Below are 18,456 nucleotides of genomic sequence, written 5' to 3' on the forward strand. Positions count from 1 at the left end.
GTCCGTTCTGCGCCCGCGCCTCAGCCCGCCTTCGCAAGGCTCGCCAGCCGCCGCGCCCGCCGCCGCGCGGTAATCCAGACGGCCAGCAGGAAGGCACCGATGATCAGCAGCGAGAACGCCGTGGTCAGCGTGCCGAGCGCATAGATCACTGGCTTCGTCACGTTCGTCGTCATCCCGAAGATCTCGAGCGGCAGGGTGTTGTAGCTGCCCGCGGTCAAGAGCGTGCGGGCGAACTCGTCATAGCTGAGCGAGAAGCCGAACAGCGCCACCCCGACCACCGAGGGGAAGATGATCGGCAGCACGACATGGGCAAAGGTCTGCCAGGCGCTGGCGCCCTGATCGCGCGCCGCCTCCTCGTAGGAGGGGTTGAAGCGGTTGAAGACCGCGAACATCACCAGAAGGCCGAAGGGCAGCGTCCAGGTCAGCTGCGCGCCGAAGCCCGAGGTCGCCCAATGCACCTTCAGCCCGAAGCGGTCGAAGATCAGCCCGACGCCGAGCGAGACGAGGATCGAGGGGATCACCAGCGAGGCGATGGTCAGGTAAAACAGCGCTGCCGAGCCGCGGAAACGCTTGCGGAAGGCGAGCCCCGCCATCACCGAGATCACCACGGTCGCCACCATCACCATCAGCCCGAGCACGAAGGAGCGGCGGAACGAGCCCCAGATATCGCCCACCGCCTGCTGCTCGAACAGGTTGTGGAACCAATAGGTCGAGACCCCGTTCATCGGGAAGGTCAGCCCGCCTTCGGGCCCCTGGAAGGACAGGATCGCGATGGTGATCGTCGGGCCGTAAAGGAAGATCACGAACAGCACGAAGACGGCGGTGAGCACGTAGAAGCTGCGCGGGCGCGGTTCCATGTCAGAGCTCCTTGCGGATGTTCACGAAGCGCATCAGCGCGCCGATGATCAGAAGGACGACCGCCAGAAGCACGATCGAGGTGGCGGAGGCGGAGGGATATTGCAGCAGCGCGATGTCATTCGAGATCAGCCGCCCGACGTTCGCCGATTGCGAGCCCGACATGAACCGCACGGTGATGAAATCGCCCATCACCAGCGCCAGCACGAAGATCGTGCCGATCATGATCCCGGGTTTCGAGAGCGGGATGATGACATGGGTCAGGATCTGCCACCCCGAGGCGCCGTTGTCGCGCGCCGCCTCGACCAGGCTGCGGTCGATACGCATCATCGTGTTGAAAATGGGCGTGATCATGAACAGGGTGTTCAGATGCACGAAGGCCAGCACCACCGAGAAATCGGAGTAAAGCAGCCACTCGACCGGCGCATCGACGATGCCGAGGCTCATCAGCGCCTGGTTCGCCAGCCCGTTGCGCCCGAGGAAGGGAATCCAGGAAATCATCCGGATGATGTTCGAGGTCAGGAAGGGAATGGTGCACAGCAGGAACAGCACCATCCGCGTCGCCTCGGAGCGGATGTGGAAGGCGAGGTAATAGGCCACGGTGAAGCCGATCGCGAGCGTCAGCCCCCAGACCAGCGCGGCATAGATGAAGGTCTTGAAGAACACCTGATAGGTCACCGGCGAGGTCAGCAGGAACTGGTAGTTCTCGAGGCTGAAGGCCGGGATGATCGAGAATTCCGTGGCCTGCCAGAAGCTCACGATGAAGATGGTGAGGATCGGCAGCACCAGAAAGCCCGCCAGCACCGCGGTGAGCGGCGCGGCCAGAAGCCAGCCCTGCAGATTGCGTGAAACCGCCATGACGCGCCCTTTTCCTTGGCCAAATACTCGCGGGGGGTGCGGGGGGCCGCCAGCCCCCCGCGCGGGGTCGTCACGAGGCGATGAACTCGTTCCACTTGCGAACCATGTACTGGTTCTCGTCCATCACCGAGTTCCAGCACGCGACATGGCCCATGCGCTCGTAGAACGAGCCGCCGTCGCGGGTCTCGCCGGCCTTGGCCATGACCTTGCCGAACGGGTCGGCGATGTCCTCGGCCGCGGGCTTGCCCTCGAACCAGTAGCCCCATTCGTTCGCCGTCATGAACTCCTTCGAGGTCTCCGGCACCGCCGAGTAATAGCCCTGGCGCATCAGGAAGGCGCCGACCCAGCCCGAGAGATACCAGTTGATGTATTCGTAAGCCGCCTCGAGCTTCATCCCGGTCAGCGATTTCGACAGGCCCAGACCGCCGCCCCAGGCGCGATAGCCTTCCTTCAGCGGCTGGAACACGCAAGGAATGCCGCGCGCCTTCACCGCGGTAACGGCGGGCGACCACATCGACTGGATCACCACCTCGCCCGAGGCCATCAGGTTCACCGATTCATCGAAGCTCTTCCAGAAGGCGCGGAACTGGCCGGCCTTCTTCGCCTCGGTGAAGATCGCGATGGTCTGGTCGATCTCGGCGCGGGTCATGTTGCCCTTGTCGCCGTATTTGATCTTGCCCGCGGCCTCGCAGACCATCGCCATGTCCATGATCCCGATCGAGGAGATGTCGAGGATCGAGGCCTTGCCCTTGAACTCGGGGTTCAGCAGTTCCGCCCAGCTTTCGATCGGACGGCCGATCAGGTCGGGGCGGATGCCCAGCGTATCGGCGTTGTAGATCGTCGGGATCAGCGTCATCCACTGCGTCTGTTCCTTGGCGAAGGCGGTCGAGCCCGGACCCTCGGCAAAGCCCACGGTGTTCGGCGCGGTGCCCTGCGCGACCACGCTGTCGGGGGTCAGCTTGCCGTCCTTGAAGATGCCGACGATCTTGTCGTAATTCTTGATCTTGGTCGTATCCATCGCCTGCAGGTTGCCGGTCGGCCAGACCTTCTTGCAGATCCAGTATTCGATGTCGGCAATGTCGAAGCTGTCGGGCTGGGTCGCGGCGCGCTGCGTGACGCTGTCACTGTCGAGCGCGGTCATCTCGAGCGAGAAGCCGAGCTCTTCCTTCACCTTCTGGCCGACCTCGTTCAGGTTCGACACGCCGGTGCCGAACTGGCGCAGGGTGATGTCCTTGATCTCCTGCGCCCAGATCATCGGCGCGGGAAGGGCCGAGGCGGCGGCGACGGCGGCGCCCGATTTCAGGATGGAGCGGCGCGAGTAGCGCATCTTCGACATGGGAATTCCTCTCTGTTTTGGGGGAGTGTCAGGCTTCGAGGCGGTGCAGCCGCCCCTCGTCCCAGCCAAGGCGCACGGCCTCACCCGGGTTGATCGGTTGCGCGAAGAAGGCGGCGTCGGGCACCAGCGCGGTGATTTCGTCGCCGCCCTCGAGCACGGCGGTCAGCGCGACGCGGTCGCCCTGGTATTCGACGGCACTCGCGGTGGCGGCGACGCCACCGCTTGCGACAAGGCGCACCTCGTCCGAGCGGATCGCGACGCGCGCGCCGTGCCAGTCGAGCACATTGTGCCCGCCCATGAAGCGGGCGACGAATTCGGTGCGCGGCGCGCCCCAGACCTCGCGCGGCGGGCCGGCCTGCTCGATCACCGCGCGGTTCATCACCACACATTCATCGGCGAGCGCCAGCGCCTCGTCCTGACCGTGGGTGACATGGAGGAAGGTGATGCCCAGCTCGCGCTGCAGCCGCTTCAGCTCGGCCCGCATCCGGATCCTGAGGAACGGATCGAGCGCCGAGAGCGGCTCGTCGAGCAGCAGCACCCGCGGCTCGGTGATCAGCGCGCGGGCCAGCGCCACACGCTGCTGCTGCCCGCCCGAGAGCTGCGCCGGCAGCCGGTCGGCCAGATGCGCCATGTCGACAAGGTCGAGCAGCGCCATCGCCTTCCTGTGCCGCGTCGCCTTGTCGACGCCCTTCATCCGCAGGCTGAAGGCGACGTTGTCGCGCACGGTCAGATGCGGAAAAAGCGCATAGTTCTGGAACATCATCGCGGTGCCGCGCTGCGCCGGCGGCAGGTTCGAGATATCCGCGCCGTGCAGCACGATCCCGCCCGAGCTGACGCTTTCATGCCCCGCGATCATCCGCAGCGTCGAGCTCTTGCCGCAGCCCGAGGGGCCGAGCAGGCACACATAGCTCGCCGGCGCGAAGATATGGCTGATGTCGTCGACGGCGACGGTGTCGCCATAGCGCTTCGTCAGATGCACGAGTTCGAGATCGCCCTGAGTTCTCATCTTCGCTCCTGTCGGCTCAACTGCGCCCACCTTGCGGCGGCCGGTTGCCCAAGCGGGAACGGATTCGATCCGGGCAGACGGGCAAAACACGATCTGCGCAGATTTTATGCAGAAGATGATACGGATTGCCCGATATCCGGCACATTATCGTATACAATCTTGTGTTCGAAGCTCACCCCTTGCCCCGAGGCCGCCCGCCCCCCAAGAATCGCAGGGAAGGAGACACGCATGGACCTGCCGAACCGAGACACCAGTTCCGACACCATCGCCGAGGATATCGCGCTGGCGATTCACGAGCATCGCCTGCCGCCGGGCTCGAAACTGTCGGAAGACGAGGTCGGCGAGATCTTCGGCGTCTCGCGCACCGTGGTGCGCGCGGCGCTGCAGCGGCTGGCGCATGACCGGCTGGTCGAGCTGCGGCGCAACCGCGGCGCCTTCGTCGCGCAGCCGAGCCTGCGCGAGGCGCGCGAGGTGTTCGAGGCCCGCGCCCTGCTCGAGCCGCGCACCGCGCGCTCGGCCGCCGAACGGATCACCGAGGCCGATCTTGCCCTGCTGCAACGCCATATCGACGCCGAGCATGCCGCGCTGGCCGCGGGCGAAGCCGGGCGCGCGCTCTATCTTTCGGGACAGTTCCACATCGAGATCGCCCGCATCGCCGATCAGGACACGATCGCCGAGTTCATCACCCAGCTCGTGGCGCGTTCCTCGCTGATCATCGCCGTCTACTGGCAGCGCCGCGGCGCGCTGTGCGAACGCCACGCCCATCACGCGCTGATGCGCGCGCTTGCCGTCCATGACGGCGCGCTGGCCGAGGAGCTGATGAAAAGCCACCTGCTCGACCTGCTCTCCTCGCTCGACCTGCGCAGCCGCGTGGCCGCCCCCTCGAGCCTGCGCGAGGCACTTGGCGGCTGAGCCCGGCCCATGGCATTTCCCGCCGTTCCCGGCTACTCCGGGGGCGCACCGGATGCGGCGGGATCAACGCCCCCGGGACGCCAGCAGCGGAGAGGAACATGCGCAGCACCAAGGTCATCCACGTCGTCTCGTGCCATGCCGAGGGCGAGGTCGGCGATGTCATCGTCGGCGGCGTCGCCCCACCTCCCGGCAATACCGTCTGGGAGCAGCGGGCCTGGATCGCGCAGGATCAGGGTCTGCGCAATTTCATGCTGAATGAACCCCGCGGCGGCGTCTTCCGGCACGTCAACCTGCTGGTGCCGCCGCGCGCCCCCGAGGCGCAGGCCGCCTGGATCATCATGGAGCCCGAGGACACGCCGCCGATGTCGGGATCGAACTCGATCTGCGTCTCGACGGTGCTGCTCGACAGCGGCATCATCCCGATGCAGGAGCCGGTGACCGAGATGGTGCTCGAGGCGCCGGGCGGGCTCGTGCGGGTGCGGGCCGATTGCGCGAATGGCAAGGCCGAGCGCATCCATGTCGAGAACCTGCCCTCGTTTGCCACCCGGCTCGGCGTGCCGCTCGAGGTGCCGGGGCTCGGCACGATCACCGTCGACACCGCCTTCGGCGGCGACAGTTTCGTGGTGGTCGACCCGGTGGCGCTTGGCGTCACGCTCGAGGCTGACCGGGCGCGCGAGATCGCCGAGCTCGGCATCCGCATCACCAATGCCGCCAATGCCCGCTATCGCTTCGAACATCCGGAAAAGCCCGACTGGGCGCACCATTCCTTCTGCCTGTTCGCCGGCCCGATCACCCGCGAGGGCAACCGGCTGAGCGCGCAATCGGTGGTGGCGATCCAGCCCGGCAAGCTTGACCGCTCGCCCACCGGCACCGCGGTCTCGGCGCGGATGGCGATCCTGCACGCGCGCGGCGAGATGGGAATTGAAGACCGCTTCACCGGGATCTCGATCATCGGTTCGCAATTCGAGGGGCGTATTCTGGGCACCACGCAGGTGGGCGATGTGGCGGCGATCCGGCCCGAGATCAGCGGCCGCGCCTGGATCACCGGCACGCATCAGCACATGCTCGACCCGGCCGATCCCTGGCCCGAGGGCTACCGGATCTCGGACACCTGGCCGCGCCTCTTCTGAGGCACCGGGCCGGGGCGCAGCTGCGTCCCGGCCCGTTTTCTGTCAGGGCCTCAGAACCGCTCGGCCGCGAAGGGCGCAAGCGAGATCGCCGGCGCGCGGCGCGCCACAAGCGCCGCCACCAGCTCCGCCGTGCCCGCCGATTGCGTCAGGCCGAGATGGCCGTGGCCGAAGGCATAGATCACCCGGTCCGACTTCGGCGAACGGCCGATCACCGGCAGGCTGTCGGGCAGTGAGGGGCGGAAGCCCATCCATTGCGTGCCGCCGGTCGGATCAAAGCCCGGCAGGAACTCGACGGTCTTGCGCACCAGGATCTCGGCGCGGCGGTAGTTCGGCGGCAGGTTCAGCCCGCCGAGTTCGACCGCCCCGCCGACCCGCAGCCCCTCGCCGATCTTGCTGACCACGAAGCCGTGGTTCGCGAAGGTCAGATGGGTGCGCAGATCGAAGCTCGCGGTCGGGAAGGTGGTGTTGTAGCCGCGTTCGGTATCGAGCGGGATCCGGTCGCCCAGCGTCCGCGCCAGCCGGTGCGACCAGGCGCCGGCGGCAATCACCACCTGCGCCGCACGCCGCAGCCCCGCGCTTGTGGCCACCTCGACCCCCGCCGCGCCCGGCGTCACCGACTGCACCTCGGCCGTCTCGATCACGCCCCCCGCATCGGTGAAGGCGCGGGCCAGATGCTCGGTCCAGAGCGCCGGATCGACGGTGTTCATCCAGCTCGGCGTGTAACCGCCATGGGTGAAGCGCGGGCTCAGCCCGGGCTGGATCTCGGCCAGCGCACCGGCGCTTTCGATCAGCCGGAAGTCGATGCCGTGGCGACGGCGCTGTTCCCAGGCGGGCAGCGACGCCTCGAACTGGCCGCGCCCCTCATAGACCTGCAGCTGCCCCTCGCGCCGCATCAGCGGCTCGCCCGAAACGCGGCCGATGAGCCGCTCGAGCGCCTGCGACGAAAGCTGCATCATCGCGGATTGTGCCGCCACCGCCGCCTCGTAGCGCGACCGCGAGGTGGCGCGCCAGAAATGCACCATCCAGGGCAGGATCTGCAGCGCATAGGCCGGGCGCAGCGACAAGGGCCCGAGCGGATCGAGCAGCCATTTCGGTGCCTTGCGCATGATGCCCGGGGTGGCAAGCGGCTCGACCTCGGCAAAGGCGAAGGCGCCGGCATTGCCGCGCGAGGTCTCGGCGGCGACGCCCTTGCGGTCAAGCAGGCGCACCCTGTGCCCCTCGCCCACCAGTGCAAGCGCGGCGGCGACGCCGACGATCCCCGCGCCGATGACCAGAATTTCAGTGTTTTCGGACTGCCCCATCTCGGACCTCGATCATGCTCGCAGCTGCAAAAAGAACCGCCGCCCGGCACCACAGGGGCGCCGGGCGGCCGGGATCACAGGACGATCCCGTTTCGGAATGGATCGTTTGGCAGGAAGATCAGCGTGCTTTCCGCCATCACATAGGCCTGGCCGGTGATCGAGGGGATCACCCCCCCGGTCGGCCCCTTGGCGTAGGACAGCCGGTAGCTGCTGCCGATGGTGCTTTCCTGCACGATCTCCTCGCCCTCGGCGAGCAGGCCGCGCGCGGCCAGGCACGACAGCCGCGCCGAGCTGCCGGTGCCGCAGGGCGAGCGGTCGTAATCGTCGTCCGGGCACAGCACGAAGTTACGGCTGTGGCCTTCGGGCGTCTCGGCCGGACCGTAGAAGATGACGTGGTCGATCAGCATCCCCTCGCCGCAGCCGACGCCGCGCGCGCGCAGCGCCTCGCGCACCGCCACCGTCACCTCGGTGAGCTGGCGGATGTTCGAGGAGGCCACCGGGACCGGGCTCGGGTCGACGATGAAGAAGCAGTTGCCGCCATAGGCGACATCGCCCGTCACCGTGCCGATGCCCGGCACCTCGACCGAGACATCGGCCTCGACGCGGCGGCTTTCGATGTTCGTCACCTTGACCGTGTTCGCGTCCTGCACGTCGACGGTCACCACCCCCACCGGGGTCTCGATCCGGCTTTCGCCAAGCCCGATGCGCCCCATGTAGAACAGCGTCACCGCGAGACCGATGGTGCCGTGGCCGCACATGCCCAGAACCGCCTCGGCGTCGAAGTAGATCACCCCGGTGACGCAGCTCGGATCGACCGGCGGCACCAATAGCGCACAGACCATCGCCGCCTGCCCGCGCGGCTCGAGAATGACCGAGCGGTAGAAATCGCGGTGCTCGGTCGCAAGCCGGCGCGCGCGCTCGGCCAGCGGCCCGGACCCGAGGTCCGGACCACCGTCGAGGATCACCCGGGTGGGCTCGCCCCCGGTGTGACTGTCGATCACATGCATTCGGCGATCACCCCGCCCTGCTTCGACCAGTTCGCGAACCAGCGGTTGAACTGGTGGAACTGCGCCTCGCAGAATTTCGCCTGCGAGCGCGACAGCGCGTCGGTCTCGTTGATGTTCAGTTCGTACTCCGTCTCGCCCTTCAGCACCATCAGATGCTTGAAGTAGAGCACGAGATCGACGCCCTCGTCGAACTTCGCCAGAACCGAGAAGGCCTCGGCCAGCTCACGGGCGCGCAGATCGGCCTCGGGGCAGCCCTCGGCGGCACGGCGCGACAGCGCGACCTGCAGCAGCGCCTCCTTAGGGAAGATCGTGCCGATGCCGGTGATCGCGCCGACCGCGCCGCATTTGGCGAAGCCGTGATAGACCTCGGTGTCGACGCCGACCATCAGGATCACCTCGTCGTCCTGCGAGGTGATGTGCTCGGCCGCATAGCTCAGATCGGCCTTGCCGCCGAATTCCTTGAAGCCGATCAGGTTCTTGTGCTCGGCGCGCAGGGCGAAGAACAGGTCCGCCTTGGTCGAGTAGCCATAGTAGGGGCTGTTGTAGATGATCGCCGGCACGTCCGGGGCGGCCTCGAGGATCGCCTTGAAGTGGTTGCGCTGCGCCGCGACCGAGAGGCCGCGCGACAGCACCCGCGGGATCACCATCAGACCGGCGGCGCCGACCTTCTGGGCGTGGGCGGCATGCGCCACGGCCGATTTGGTGTTGATCGCGCCGGTGCCGACGACGACCGGCACGCCGGCCTTGGTCAGGCGCTCGACGCCTTCCATGCGCTGTTCGTCGGTCAGCAGCGGCCAGTCACCGCAGGACCCGCAATAGACCACGCCGGACATGCCGGCCGCCATCATTTCCTGGCCCTTGCGCACCAGCGCGTCGAAGTCGGGCGCGCGGTCGGGGGTGCAGGGGGTGAGCAGCGCCGGGATGGTGCCGAGGAAGACGTCTTTCTTCATGGGAAGCTCCTTTGAATGGTCGTGGTGTCGGGATCGTCGCGCCGCCAGGCGCAGCGCCCGGGTGTCAGGGCGCGCCGCCGGAAATCCAGGCGGGCGGGGTTGCGGGGGCAAGGCCGGTTCGGGCAGCCTCGGCGCAATGGGCGAGCGGGCCGAAGCGGACGGCACGATTGCTCAGCCCCGGCGCGTAATGGGCGTATTTGCCGGAATTGGTCATCAGCACCTGCGCCGCGGGCGGGAAGACGGGCTCGGAGATCGAGCACCAGCACAGATCGGGCACGATCCGCACCCCCGCCGCCTCAAGCGCCGCCTTCACCCCGGTCGCGGTGATGGTGGCAAGCGTGGCGCGGCCGAGGGTGACGATGGCGGTGACGCCCGGTGCGACGCGGCTGCCCGCCATCAGCGCGGCGAAGGCCGCACATTCGGCGGCCGAGAAATGCGGGCTGCCAAGCGCGACAAGGTCGATCTTCTCGCCGCCGCGGTTGAACTCGTCCCAGAGCCGGGCGAAATCCCCGGGCCCGATCGTGACGCGATCGGCGCCCGGTGCGGGCGGCAGATCCGCCTCGGGCGTGTGGCCCGCGACATGCAGCATCGGTGCGGCCGAGGTGGTGCCATAGGCCGCGCAAAGCGCCTTCAGGCCGTCCTCGCCCGGGCGCGCGGCCTCGAGCCCGCGGATCAGCGGGATGCGGTCGGGCGCGGCCTGGCCGACGAGCCAGCCGAGCATCGGCCAGAAGGCATCGTCGGCGCCCGCGGGCATCGTCACCTCGATGATCCGGCGCGGCGCGCGGTTTTCCGTGAGATAGACCCCGGCGCGCGCGGTGCGGCCGGTGAGCGCGATGCACAGGTCCATGAAATCGGCGTGCTTCACCGTGCGCGCGCCCAGCACGCTGTTGGCGTAGATCACCGCATTGCTTTCCGCCCAGGCGATATCCTCGCCCGCGGCGGGACGATCCTCGAGCAGATAGGGCGCGCAGGTGAAGCTTGGCCGCGCCCCCATCTCGACATAGGCATCGGCCAGCCCCGCAGCGCCCGCGCCGAAGGCCGGATCGACGCCTTGCTTGCGCCAGTTCGCATGATCGACCGAGATCGCGTTCATCGTCGTCGGCACCCGCACCCGGGCGCCCTTGTCGGCCATCGCCCGCGCGAAGGTCAGGAAGGCCGGGCTGGCATAGATGCAGCCGTCGATATGCACGCGGCTGACGTCGGTCAGACGGGGTGCGCCCTGCGCCGTGGCCATGGTGACGATGATCTCCATCGCCAGCTGCGCGGCCTCGCCCGCCTCGCCCGCCAGCATCGCGCGGTCGCCATCGCTCAGCTCGATCTCCCCCGCCCCGGCCGGAGCCAGCGGCCAGAGGTGATCGCCCGCGCGCAGATGCGTTGCGCTGATCTCGGCCACCGGCTCGCGGGCGAGCGCGTCATATTCCTCGGCCGTGAGCCGCAGCACGGCGATGTCATGGTCGAACAGCCGCCCGGCGACCAGCGCGCCGAGAGTGAGAATGTCTTCGCCTTCGCGGAAGATCAGCGCCCGCGGCGCGGTGCCGGCGAAGGCAAGGCCGAGCAGCACACCGCTGCCGGTGCACGAGCCGCGACTGGTCGGCATCATCACGATCCGGCCGGCCAGCGACTGGCCGTGCTGCGGGTGATGGGCGTCAATGATCCGGCCGCTCTGCGGGTGCACACCACCCCAGACGCTCAGCCCCTCGTCGCACACGAGGATCGGCCCTTCCACCGAAGCGGACACGATCACGGTCGCCATGACTCACCCCTCCGCAGTCCAAAAATCCAGCAAGTCGAGTGCCCTGCTCCATTCCGGACCGGCACGGCCGACTTTTGGATACCCTTTCCGTTTCGCTGACTGCTAATGTTGCAATCAGCGCAAAAATATGCTTAAACGATCACAACTGGTAAGAAAAGAAAAATATGGCACAAATGGAAAAATCCCCCGGAGATGAGGCCGAGGGCGACGATTGGGAAGCCGAACGGCTGCAATTGCGCTCGGAACTGGGCAGCCGGATGAAGGCGGTGCGCCAGGCCTGCGGTTTCACCCTCGAAGTCGCGGCGCAACGCACCGGGCTCGCGCTCTCGACCATCCACAAGATCGAGAACGGCCGGGTCTCGCCGAGCTATGAGAACCTGGTGCGAATCGCCCGCGCCTACGACATCGGCATGGAACGGCTGTTCTCCTCGGACCACGAGGCGCAGCAGACGACGCGGATGACCGTCACCCGCGCCGGCCAGGGCCGCAAGGTGCGCTCGCGCAACTTCGAATACGAGGTGCTGTGCAACGCGCTGGCCGAGAAGAAGATCATCCCGCTGGTGACGCTCGTCGAGAAACGCGCGCCGCTGAAGCCCGAAGACCTCGAATCGCATGACGGCGAGGAAACGCTTTACGTCATCTCCGGCCGCATCGAGCTGGTGGTCGAGCATTACGAGCCCGTCATCCTCGAACCCGGCGACTGCGCCTATTTCGACAGCACGCTGAAGCACGGCCTGCGCTCGGTCGCCGACGAGGAAGCCAAGATCTTCTGGGCCTGCACCTACGTCGACGTCGACAAATAGGGTCGCCGCCCGCCCCTGATCGCCCCGGGAGCCTGCGGCCCCCGGCCCCAGACTGCCCAGACTGCAAGGAGACTGCCCCGATGACCGACCCGACCCTGATTTCCTTCGAGGCGCTTCTGGCGCGCGTGCAGGGCATTCTCGAACGCTGCGGCGTGCGCCCCGAAAGCGCCGCCGCCGTCGCGCAGGTGATCGTCGCGGGCGAGCGCGATGCGTGCAAGTCGCACGGCATCTACCGGCTCGAGGGCTGCCTGCGGGTGCTCGCCGCAGGCAAGGTCGATCCGCAGGCGGTGCCGCAGATCCATGACGCGGGCCGCGCGGTGATCGAGGTCGACGCCGGCGGCGGCTTCTCGAACCCGGCCTTCTATGCCGCCAAGGACCTGCTTGCCGCGCGGGCGAAGGAGATGGGCCTTGCCGCGCTGGTGATCCGCGACTGCCTGCATTTCTCGGCGCTGTGGCACGATGTCGAGGCGCTGGCCGCCGACGGGCTTGCCGCGCTCTCGATGTGCCCGAGCTATGCCTTCGTGGCGCCCGCTGGCGGGCGCGAGCCGCTTCTGGGCACCAACCCGATCGCCTTCGGCTGGCCGCGGGCGGGGGCGACGCCCTATGTCTTCGACTTCGCGACGAGCGTCGCGGCACGCGGCGAGATCGAGCTGCACCGCCGCGCCGGCACGCCGATCCCCGAGGGCTGGGCCGTCGACCGCGAGGGCAAGCCCACGACCGACCCCGAGGCCGCGCTCGATGGCGCGATGCTGACCTTCGGCGCGCACAAGGGCTCGGCGATCTCGACCATGGTCGAGCTGCTCTCGGGCGCGATGCTGGGCGAGTTCATGAGCCGCGAGGCGCTCGATTTCATGGGCGGCTCGGCGGCACTGCTGCCGCGCCACGGGGCGCTGGTGCTGGCCCTCGATCCGCAGGTCTTTGCCGCCCGCAGCGGCCGCGATCCGATCGCCGAGGGCGAGAAGCTGCTCACCGCGATCGGTGCGCAGGGCGCCCGCCTGCCCTCCGAACGCCGCTTTGCCGCCCGCGCGAAGGCGCTGCGCGACGGCATCCCGCTGAGCGCGGCGGAACTTGCGCAGCTCGAGCGCTTCGAGCGCCTCGGCCTCGCCGCGCTCGACGCCTGAGGCTTTCGCCAGACACGAAAAAGGCGCGGGTTTCGGCCCGCGCCTTTTGTCATTGAAGGGCTCCCGGCGGCCCGAGGCCACCGGGACAGGATCTCAGCGCACGCTGGCGAGGAACTTGCGCGTCTCGGGGTGCTGCGGATCGTTGAACAGCTGATCGGGCACGCCGATCTCGGCCATGATCCCCTTGTGGAAATAGGCGACCCGGTCCGACACGTCGCGCGCGAAGGCCATCTCGTGCGTGACGCAGATCATCGTCATGCCTTCCTCGGCCAGCATCTTCAGCGTCTCGAGCACCTCGCCCACCAGCTGCGGGTCAAGCGCCGAGGTGACCTCATCGAACAGCATGTAATCGGGCGACATGGCAAGCGCGCGGGCAATCGCCATGCGCTGCTGCTGGCCCCCCGACAGCCGGGTCGGATAGGTCGAGAGCTTCTCGCCCAGACCGACGTGCTTGAGCTGCTTCTCGGCGATCGCCTCGGCCTCGGCCTTGCCCATGCCCAGCACCTTGCGCGGCGCGAGGGTGACGTTTTCCAGCACGGTCAGATGCGGGAAGGCGTTCCACTGCTGGAACACGATGCCGATCTTCTGGCGCAGCTTGTTCAGGTTGGTCGACTTCGCATGCACCTCGGTGCCATCGACGAGGATCTTGCCCTTGTCGATCGGCTCGAGCCCGTTGATGCAGGTCAGCAGCGTCGACTTCCCCGAGCCCGAGCCGCCAATCACGGTGACCACCTCGCCCTTCTGCACGGTCAGGTCGATGCCCTTGAGAACCTCGAGCTGGCCAAAGGATTTGTGGACGTTCTGGATCTCAATCATTGGACCACCTTTTTTCGAGATATCCGCCGAACCGCGCAAGCGGGAAGCTGATGATGAAGTAGAAGGCGCCGCAGATCAGGAGCAGGAACAGCGGCTCCTGCAGGCGCGTGATGAGGATCTGGGTCGATTTCAGCAGCTCGGTGACCTGCACGACATAGACGAGCGCCGAGTCCTTCATCACCCCGAGCGCGAGGCCGATCCAGGACGGCAGCGCGATCCGCGTGGCGAGCGGCAGCACGATATAGCGCATGTCCTGCAGCCAGCTCATGCCGAGCGAGCGCGCCGCACGGCGGGTGGTGGCAGGCACGGCATGGATGCCGCCGCGCACGATCTCGGTGCAATAGGCCGCGGTATAGAGCGACAGCACCATGCAGGCGACGGTCAGCCCCGAGATATGCAGCCGCAGCACCATGCCGACGAAGGCATTGGCCAGCACCAGCTGGATCAGCAGCGGCACCGAGCGGAAGATGTCGAGCACGAAGGTCACCGGCGCGAACCAGATCGGGCCGAGCTGGCCGCGCAGCACGCCGAAGACGATGCCGAGGAGCGTGCCGATGCAGACCGAAATCGCGGTGACGAAGATCGTCATCCCCGCGCCCTTGGCGAGGAAGATCAGATCGGCCGAGGTGAGGGCGGTGTGAAACATGATCGGTCCTCCCTCAGTACCGGAACAGGCGCGACGCGATCAGGCGCGCACCGAGCGTGATGATCTTGGTGATGACGTAGAAGATCACCGCCGCGATCGCGAAAAGCTCGAAGGTGCGGAAGGTCAGCGCGTTGAGGTCCTGGGTGACGCCGTAAAGGTCGGTGTTCATCCCCACGGTGACGCCAAGCGAGGTCATCAGCACCGCCCAGACCATCTGGTTGGTCATCGGCAGGAAGGCGATGCGCAGCATCTGCGGCAGGATGATATAGCGGAAGGCCTGCAGCTGCGACATGCCGAGCGACCGGCCGGCGCGGGTCTGGGTGTCGGGAATGGCCTTGAGTGCGCCGCGGAAGTTCTCGGCGAGATAGCCCGCGTTGTTGAAGGTGATGCCGATCAGCAGCGAGGTGAAGGGGCTGAAGTGGATGCCGAAGCTCGCCACGCCGAAATGCGCCATGTAGATCTGAAAGAGCGCCGGCGTGTTGCGGGCGATCTCGACCCAGGTGGTTGCGATCGCCTTGAGCGGGCGCGAGCCGGACAGGCGCAGCAGCGTGAGAAGGATGGCGAGCGCGATGCCGATCAGCATCGACAGCACCGCCACTTCCATCGTCACCGCCGCACCGTCCAGCATCTTCGGAAGCCGGGCGAGCGCCTGGTTCCATTGGAAGGTGTAACCGAACATTGCAGGGTCCTGCCTGTTGGGGAGCGAAAGGAAAGACGGCGCGGAAGGTCCGCGCCGCCGGTATTCCCGTTTCCGCTCAGCGGTAGGCGTTCGGAACGGTCAGCGAGGGCAGCGCGCCGCCGACCCACTTCTCGTAGAGTTCCGCATAGCGGCCGGTGCGGACCTGCTGGTTCACGAAGAGGTTCAGATAGTTGATCAGCCCGTATTCGTCGCGGTTGGTGAACAGCGCGACATAATCGGTGTCGAAGGGCGCCTTGCCGACGACCGAGATGCCCGGGAAGTTGCCGGTCTTCACGTTCGCCATCGCCACGGTCGAGGTCGAGACGGTGGCGTCGATCTGGCCCTGGCTCAGCGCGAGGAAGACGTCGGCCTGGGTCTGGTAGGGACGGAACTCGCCCGTGCCCCATTCCTGCACCTGCTTTTCAAGCGCGATCGCCTCGAAGGTGCCGGCGGTGGCGCCGACGGTGTGGCCCTTCATGTCGTCGAAGGACTTGATGCCCGACTTTTCATTCGCGGTCACCGCCATCTCGAAGGCGAAGTAGGGGACCGAGAAGCCCACGGTCTTCGCGCGTTCGAGCGTGTCCGAGGTCGAGGCGACGCCGACATCGACGCGGCCCGACATCAGCGCCGGGATCCGCTCGGGGAACGGCGTCTCGACGATCTCGGCCTTCACGCCGAGCGCCTTGGCGAGGTCGTTGCAATAGTCGACGTCGAAGCCGATCGGCTCGTTGTTGGCGTCGCGCATGCCCATCGGCGGGAAATCGAGCACGACCGCGCAGCGCAGCGTGCCCGAGGAGATGATGTCATCGAGCTTGTCAGCCTGGGCAACACCGGCAAAGCCGGTCGCGGCGACCAGTGCGGCGGCAAGGGTGATCATTTTCATTGGTTGGGAACCCCTCTGTTGATTCTGGAGTCAAGATGAAGCGTTTTTCCCTTTCTTGCAAGAAATTTTCATATAAGAAAAATACTGGTGTATCGGGAAAATTTTGACTATGAGCAGCTCAAGCGTAATCGCTTGAATTCATGCGCTTGGAACCCGACGATGGCGGCGTTTTCCGCGCCGACATGTCGCCGTGAAGCGCCCGTCGCGGGCCCGCCCCGTCGGACGGCCCACCTGAAAGGACACGCAATGACCTTTACCCCCCATGGCAAGCACCTGATCGCCGGTGACTGGATCGGCACCGAGGAGACCTTCCTCTCCGCCCCCGCCCACGGCACCGCCCATGCCTTCTCGGTCGGCACGCCCGAGCTGGTCGACGCCGCCGCCCGCGCCGCGGAAGAGGCGTTCTGGAGCTATGGCTATACCACCCGCGCCGAGCGCGCCGCCTTCCTGAACGCCATTGCCGACGAGATCGAGGCCCGCGCCGAGGCGATCACCGAGATCGGCACCTCGGAAACCGGCCTGCCCGTCGCCCGCCTGCAGGGCGAGCGCGGCCGCACCACCGGCCAGCTGCGGCTCTTTGCCGAGCACATCCTGAAGGGCGCCTATCTCGACCGTCGCCATGACGTGGCGCTGCCCGACCGCGCCCCCCTGCCGCGCCCGGACCTGCGCATGATGCAGCGCCCGATCGGCCCGGTCGCGGTCTTCGGCGCCTCGAACTTCCCGCTCGCCTTCTCGACCGCGGGCGGCGACACCGCGGCCGCGCTTGCCGCCGGCTGCCCGGTGGTGGTGAAGGGCCATGGCGCGCATCCCGGCACCGGCGAGATCATCGCCGAGGCGATCCATGCCGCGGTGGCGAAATGCGGCATGCCGAAGGGGGTGTTCTCGCTCGTGCAAGGCGGCAACCGTCGCGTCGGCGAGGCGCTGGTGCAGCATCCCCGCATCAAGGCGGTGGGCTTCACCGGCTCGCTCGGCGGCGGCCGCGCCCTCTTCGACCTCTGCGCGCAGCGCCCCGAGCCGATCCCCTTCTTCGGCGAGCTCGGCGCGGTGAACCCGATGTTCATGCTGCCGCAGGCGATCGCGCGGCGCGGGGCCGAGCTGGGCCGGGGCTGGGCGGGCTCGCTCGCCATGGGCGCGGGCCAGTTCTGCACCAACCCGGGCATCGCGGTGGTGATCGCCGGCCCCGAGGCCGACGCCTTCGTCGAGGCCGCCCGTGCGGCGCTGTCGGAAACCGGCGCGCAGGTGATGCTGACCGACGGCATCGCCCAGGCCTATTCCAAGGGCGCATCGGTGATCGGCGAACAGGCCGGGGTGCAGACGCTGATCACCTCGATGTGCGACCGGCGCGAGGCGAAGCCCTTCCTGTTCCGCGTTCAGGCAGAGGACTGGCTTGGCAATCACGCGCTCTCCGAAGAGGTGTTCGGGCCGCTCGGCCTTGTGGTCGTGGCGCGCGACGCCGACGAGATGGACCGCGTCGCGCGCAGCTTCGTCGGCCAGTTGACCACCACGCTGCACATGGATGACGACGACGCCGCCCTCGCCCGCCGGCTGCTGCCGGTGCTCGAGCGGATGGCGGGCCGGGTGCTGGCGAACGGCTTCCCGACCGGTGTCGAGGTCTGCGACGCGATGGTCCATGGCGGGCCCTACCCGGCCTCGACCAATTTCGGCGCGACCTCGGTCGGCACGCTGTCGATCCGCCGCTTCCTGCGGCCGGTGTGCTACCAGAACCTGCCCGAGGCGATCCTGCCCGCCGATCTGGCCTGACCCCCGCGCCTGCGGCCCTGACCGGGGCCGCAGGCCGTCCCTCTTGCCCCGGCGACCCGCGCCCGGCTATAGCGAGAGCATGACAGACACCCTGCCCCCGTGCCCCGAATGCCGTTCCGCCTATACCTATGAGGCGGATTCCCTGCTTGTTTGCCCCGAATGCGGGCATGAGTGGTCGCGCGACGCCGCGCCCGAAGGCGGCCTCGAGGTGCGCGACAGCGTCGGCAATCCGCTCGCCGACGGCGACAGCGTGACGGTGATCAAGGATCTCAAGCTCAAGGGTTCCTCGACCGTCATCAAGGTCGGCACCAAGGTGCGCGGCATCCGTCTGGTCGACGGCGATCACGACATCGACTGCAAGATCCCCGGCATCGGCCAGATCGGCCTGAAGTCGCAATTCGTGAAGAAGGTCACCGACTGAGCCAGCCGGCGCCCGCCCCGGCACCGGGGCGGCATGCGCTGCGGGCGCGCCGGCCGCCTCCCGCCTCTCCTGCCCCTCCCGCCCGCTGACCCGCGCCGGGGGCGGCTCTGCGCTGCGGGGCCCTCCCGGCCTGACCGGGGGCGCCAGCCCCGGCCCCCGCACCCGCACAGATCCCCGCTTCATCGCCGCCCCGATCCGCGCCGAGGCTCCGCCCCCCG

At 67.7% G+C, this 18,456-nt stretch carries 18 protein-coding genes; 6 read left to right on the forward strand and 12 right to left on the reverse strand.

All coding sequences use genetic code 11. From position 1 onward, the window contains the following. Window positions 1-20: 20 nt before the first annotated feature. From EOW66_RS00570 to EOW66_RS00585, 4 genes are all read right to left on the reverse strand, one after another. Window positions 21-857, reverse strand: coding sequence for an ABC transporter permease (locus EOW66_RS00570; RefSeq protein ID WP_128154055.1), 837 nt, complete (start codon window positions 855-857; stop codon window positions 21-23). Window position 858: 1 nt separating this feature from the next. Then, window positions 859-1,713, reverse strand: a complete 855-nt coding sequence (locus tag EOW66_RS00575) for an ABC transporter permease (RefSeq protein WP_128154056.1) — start codon at window positions 1,711-1,713, stop codon at window positions 859-861. Between the two features lie 70 nt (window positions 1,714-1,783). Continuing rightward, window positions 1,784-3,049 (reverse strand): ABC transporter substrate-binding protein, encoded by a 1,266-nt coding sequence (locus EOW66_RS00580; RefSeq protein WP_113900424.1) that lies wholly within the window; start codon window positions 3,047-3,049, stop codon window positions 1,784-1,786. A 28-nt stretch (window positions 3,050-3,077) separates the two neighbouring features. Continuing rightward, window positions 3,078-4,055, reverse strand: coding sequence for an ABC transporter ATP-binding protein (locus tag EOW66_RS00585; protein ID WP_128154057.1), 978 nt, complete (start codon window positions 4,053-4,055; stop codon window positions 3,078-3,080). A gap of 228 nt (window positions 4,056-4,283) precedes the next feature. Between EOW66_RS00585 and EOW66_RS00590 the strand changes: the two genes are divergently transcribed. Both EOW66_RS00590 and EOW66_RS00595 read left to right on the forward strand, forming a co-directional pair. After that, entirely contained in the window at window positions 4,284-4,967 is a 684-nt protein-coding gene (locus tag EOW66_RS00590) for a GntR family transcriptional regulator (RefSeq protein WP_128154058.1), read from the forward strand. Window positions 4,968-5,065: 98 nt separating this feature from the next. Continuing rightward, the gene (locus tag EOW66_RS00595; RefSeq protein WP_128154059.1) at window positions 5,066-6,097 is read left to right on the forward strand and encodes a trans-3-hydroxy-L-proline dehydratase; all 1,032 of its coding nucleotides are present in this window, start codon (window positions 5,066-5,068) and stop codon (window positions 6,095-6,097) included. 50 nt (window positions 6,098-6,147) lie between these two features. On the opposite strand, the gene EOW66_RS00600 is transcribed toward EOW66_RS00595, so the two are convergent. From EOW66_RS00600 to lhpI, 4 genes are all read right to left on the reverse strand, one after another. Beyond that, window positions 6,148-7,398: an NAD(P)/FAD-dependent oxidoreductase gene (locus EOW66_RS00600; protein WP_128154060.1), complete on the reverse strand. Its 1,251-nt coding sequence runs from the start codon at window positions 7,396-7,398 to the stop codon at window positions 6,148-6,150. Window positions 7,399-7,472: 74 nt separating this feature from the next. After that, a complete protein-coding gene (locus tag EOW66_RS00605; RefSeq protein WP_128154061.1) occupies window positions 7,473-8,405 on the reverse strand; it encodes a 4-hydroxyproline epimerase in 933 nt (310 codons plus the stop codon). Beyond that, window positions 8,396-9,355, reverse strand: coding sequence for a dihydrodipicolinate synthase family protein (locus EOW66_RS00610; RefSeq protein ID WP_128154062.1), 960 nt, complete (start codon window positions 9,353-9,355; stop codon window positions 8,396-8,398). Before EOW66_RS00610 ends, EOW66_RS00605 begins: the two co-directional genes overlap by 10 nt. A gap of 64 nt (window positions 9,356-9,419) precedes the next feature. Further along, a complete protein-coding gene (lhpI, locus tag EOW66_RS00615) occupies window positions 9,420-11,108 on the reverse strand; it encodes a cis-3-hydroxy-L-proline dehydratase (RefSeq protein ID WP_128154063.1) in 1,689 nt (562 codons plus the stop codon). Window positions 11,109-11,281: 173 nt separating this feature from the next. Between lhpI and EOW66_RS00620 the strand changes: the two genes are divergently transcribed. Together EOW66_RS00620 and EOW66_RS00625 are read left to right on the forward strand one after the other, a co-directional pair. After that, window positions 11,282-11,911, forward strand: coding sequence for a helix-turn-helix domain-containing protein (locus tag EOW66_RS00620; protein ID WP_239017454.1), 630 nt, complete (start codon window positions 11,282-11,284; stop codon window positions 11,909-11,911). Window positions 11,912-11,991: 80 nt separating this feature from the next. Beyond that, window positions 11,992-13,032 carry an Ldh family oxidoreductase gene (locus tag EOW66_RS00625; RefSeq protein WP_128154065.1) on the forward strand — a complete coding sequence of 347 codons (1,041 nt, stop codon included), beginning with the start codon at window positions 11,992-11,994 and terminating at the stop codon, window positions 13,030-13,032. Between the two features lie 93 nt (window positions 13,033-13,125). Here the strand turns inward: EOW66_RS00625 and EOW66_RS00630 are convergent, their stop codons facing one another. The 4 genes from EOW66_RS00630 to EOW66_RS00645 all read right to left on the reverse strand — a co-directional run bounded on the left by EOW66_RS00630 (window position 13,126) and on the right by EOW66_RS00645 (window position 16,056). Beyond that, the gene (locus tag EOW66_RS00630; RefSeq protein ID WP_128154066.1) at window positions 13,126-13,848 is read right to left on the reverse strand and encodes an amino acid ABC transporter ATP-binding protein; all 723 of its coding nucleotides are present in this window, start codon (window positions 13,846-13,848) and stop codon (window positions 13,126-13,128) included. Further along, window positions 13,841-14,494 (reverse strand): amino acid ABC transporter permease, encoded by a 654-nt coding sequence (locus EOW66_RS00635; protein ID WP_128154067.1) that lies wholly within the window; start codon window positions 14,492-14,494, stop codon window positions 13,841-13,843. The genes EOW66_RS00630 and EOW66_RS00635 overlap by 8 nt, the downstream gene beginning before the upstream one ends. Window positions 14,495-14,507: 13 nt before the next feature. Further along, complete coding sequence (locus tag EOW66_RS00640) at window positions 14,508-15,173, reverse strand: amino acid ABC transporter permease (protein ID WP_128154068.1); 666 nt, start codon at window positions 15,171-15,173, stop codon at window positions 14,508-14,510. Between the two features lie 76 nt (window positions 15,174-15,249). Then, window positions 15,250-16,056: an ABC transporter substrate-binding protein gene (locus EOW66_RS00645; protein ID WP_128154069.1), complete on the reverse strand. Its 807-nt coding sequence runs from the start codon at window positions 16,054-16,056 to the stop codon at window positions 15,250-15,252. 246 nt (window positions 16,057-16,302) lie between these two features. Between EOW66_RS00645 and EOW66_RS00650 the strand changes: the two genes are divergently transcribed. Continuing rightward, the gene (locus EOW66_RS00650; protein ID WP_128154070.1) at window positions 16,303-17,817 is read left to right on the forward strand and encodes an aldehyde dehydrogenase (NADP(+)); all 1,515 of its coding nucleotides are present in this window, start codon (window positions 16,303-16,305) and stop codon (window positions 17,815-17,817) included. A gap of 79 nt (window positions 17,818-17,896) precedes the next feature. After that, window positions 17,897-18,238: a zinc ribbon domain-containing protein YjdM gene (locus tag EOW66_RS00655; RefSeq protein ID WP_128154071.1), complete on the forward strand. Its 342-nt coding sequence runs from the start codon at window positions 17,897-17,899 to the stop codon at window positions 18,236-18,238. Window positions 18,239-18,456 lie beyond the last annotated feature (218 nt).

Origin of the sequence: Paenirhodobacter huangdaonensis (assembly GCF_004022465.1) — a bacterium.
Lineage (GTDB): Bacteria > Pseudomonadota > Alphaproteobacteria > Rhodobacterales > Rhodobacteraceae > Rhodobacter > Rhodobacter huangdaonensis.

What these genes read in the sequence shown, in the direction of transcription:
- EOW66_RS00640 (WP_128154068.1), bottom strand. Translation starts at nt 15,173, where the DNA reads ATGTTCGGTTACACCTTCCAATGGAACCAGGCGCTCGCCCGGCTTCCG.
- EOW66_RS00625 (WP_128154065.1), top strand. Translation starts at nt 11,992, where the DNA reads ATGACCGACCCGACCCTGATTTCCTTCGAGGCGCTTCTGGCGCGCGTG.
- EOW66_RS00655 (WP_128154071.1), top strand. Translation starts at nt 17,897, where the DNA reads ATGACAGACACCCTGCCCCCGTGCCCCGAATGCCGTTCCGCCTATACC.
- EOW66_RS00585 (WP_128154057.1), bottom strand. Translation starts at nt 4,055, where the DNA reads ATGAGAACTCAGGGCGATCTCGAACTCGTGCATCTGACGAAGCGCTAT.
- EOW66_RS00620 (WP_239017454.1), top strand. Translation starts at nt 11,282, where the DNA reads ATGGAAAAATCCCCCGGAGATGAGGCCGAGGGCGACGATTGGGAAGCC.
- EOW66_RS00635 (WP_128154067.1), bottom strand. Translation starts at nt 14,494, where the DNA reads ATGTTTCACACCGCCCTCACCTCGGCCGATCTGATCTTCCTCGCCAAG.
- lhpI (WP_128154063.1), bottom strand. Translation starts at nt 11,108, where the DNA reads ATGGCGACCGTGATCGTGTCCGCTTCGGTGGAAGGGCCGATCCTCGTG.
- EOW66_RS00570 (WP_128154055.1), bottom strand. Translation starts at nt 857, where the DNA reads ATGGAACCGCGCCCGCGCAGCTTCTACGTGCTCACCGCCGTCTTCGTG.
- EOW66_RS00610 (WP_128154062.1), bottom strand. Translation starts at nt 9,355, where the DNA reads ATGAAGAAAGACGTCTTCCTCGGCACCATCCCGGCGCTGCTCACCCCC.
- EOW66_RS00590 (WP_128154058.1), top strand. Translation starts at nt 4,284, where the DNA reads ATGGACCTGCCGAACCGAGACACCAGTTCCGACACCATCGCCGAGGAT.
- EOW66_RS00595 (WP_128154059.1), top strand. Translation starts at nt 5,066, where the DNA reads ATGCGCAGCACCAAGGTCATCCACGTCGTCTCGTGCCATGCCGAGGGC.
- EOW66_RS00605 (WP_128154061.1), bottom strand. Translation starts at nt 8,405, where the DNA reads ATGCATGTGATCGACAGTCACACCGGGGGCGAGCCCACCCGGGTGATC.
- EOW66_RS00650 (WP_128154070.1), top strand. Translation starts at nt 16,303, where the DNA reads ATGACCTTTACCCCCCATGGCAAGCACCTGATCGCCGGTGACTGGATC.
- EOW66_RS00575 (WP_128154056.1), bottom strand. Translation starts at nt 1,713, where the DNA reads ATGGCGGTTTCACGCAATCTGCAGGGCTGGCTTCTGGCCGCGCCGCTC.
- EOW66_RS00600 (WP_128154060.1), bottom strand. Translation starts at nt 7,398, where the DNA reads ATGGGGCAGTCCGAAAACACTGAAATTCTGGTCATCGGCGCGGGGATC.
- EOW66_RS00630 (WP_128154066.1), bottom strand. Translation starts at nt 13,848, where the DNA reads ATGATTGAGATCCAGAACGTCCACAAATCCTTTGGCCAGCTCGAGGTT.
- EOW66_RS00645 (WP_128154069.1), bottom strand. Translation starts at nt 16,056, where the DNA reads ATGAAAATGATCACCCTTGCCGCCGCACTGGTCGCCGCGACCGGCTTT.
- EOW66_RS00580 (WP_113900424.1), bottom strand. Translation starts at nt 3,049, where the DNA reads ATGTCGAAGATGCGCTACTCGCGCCGCTCCATCCTGAAATCGGGCGCC.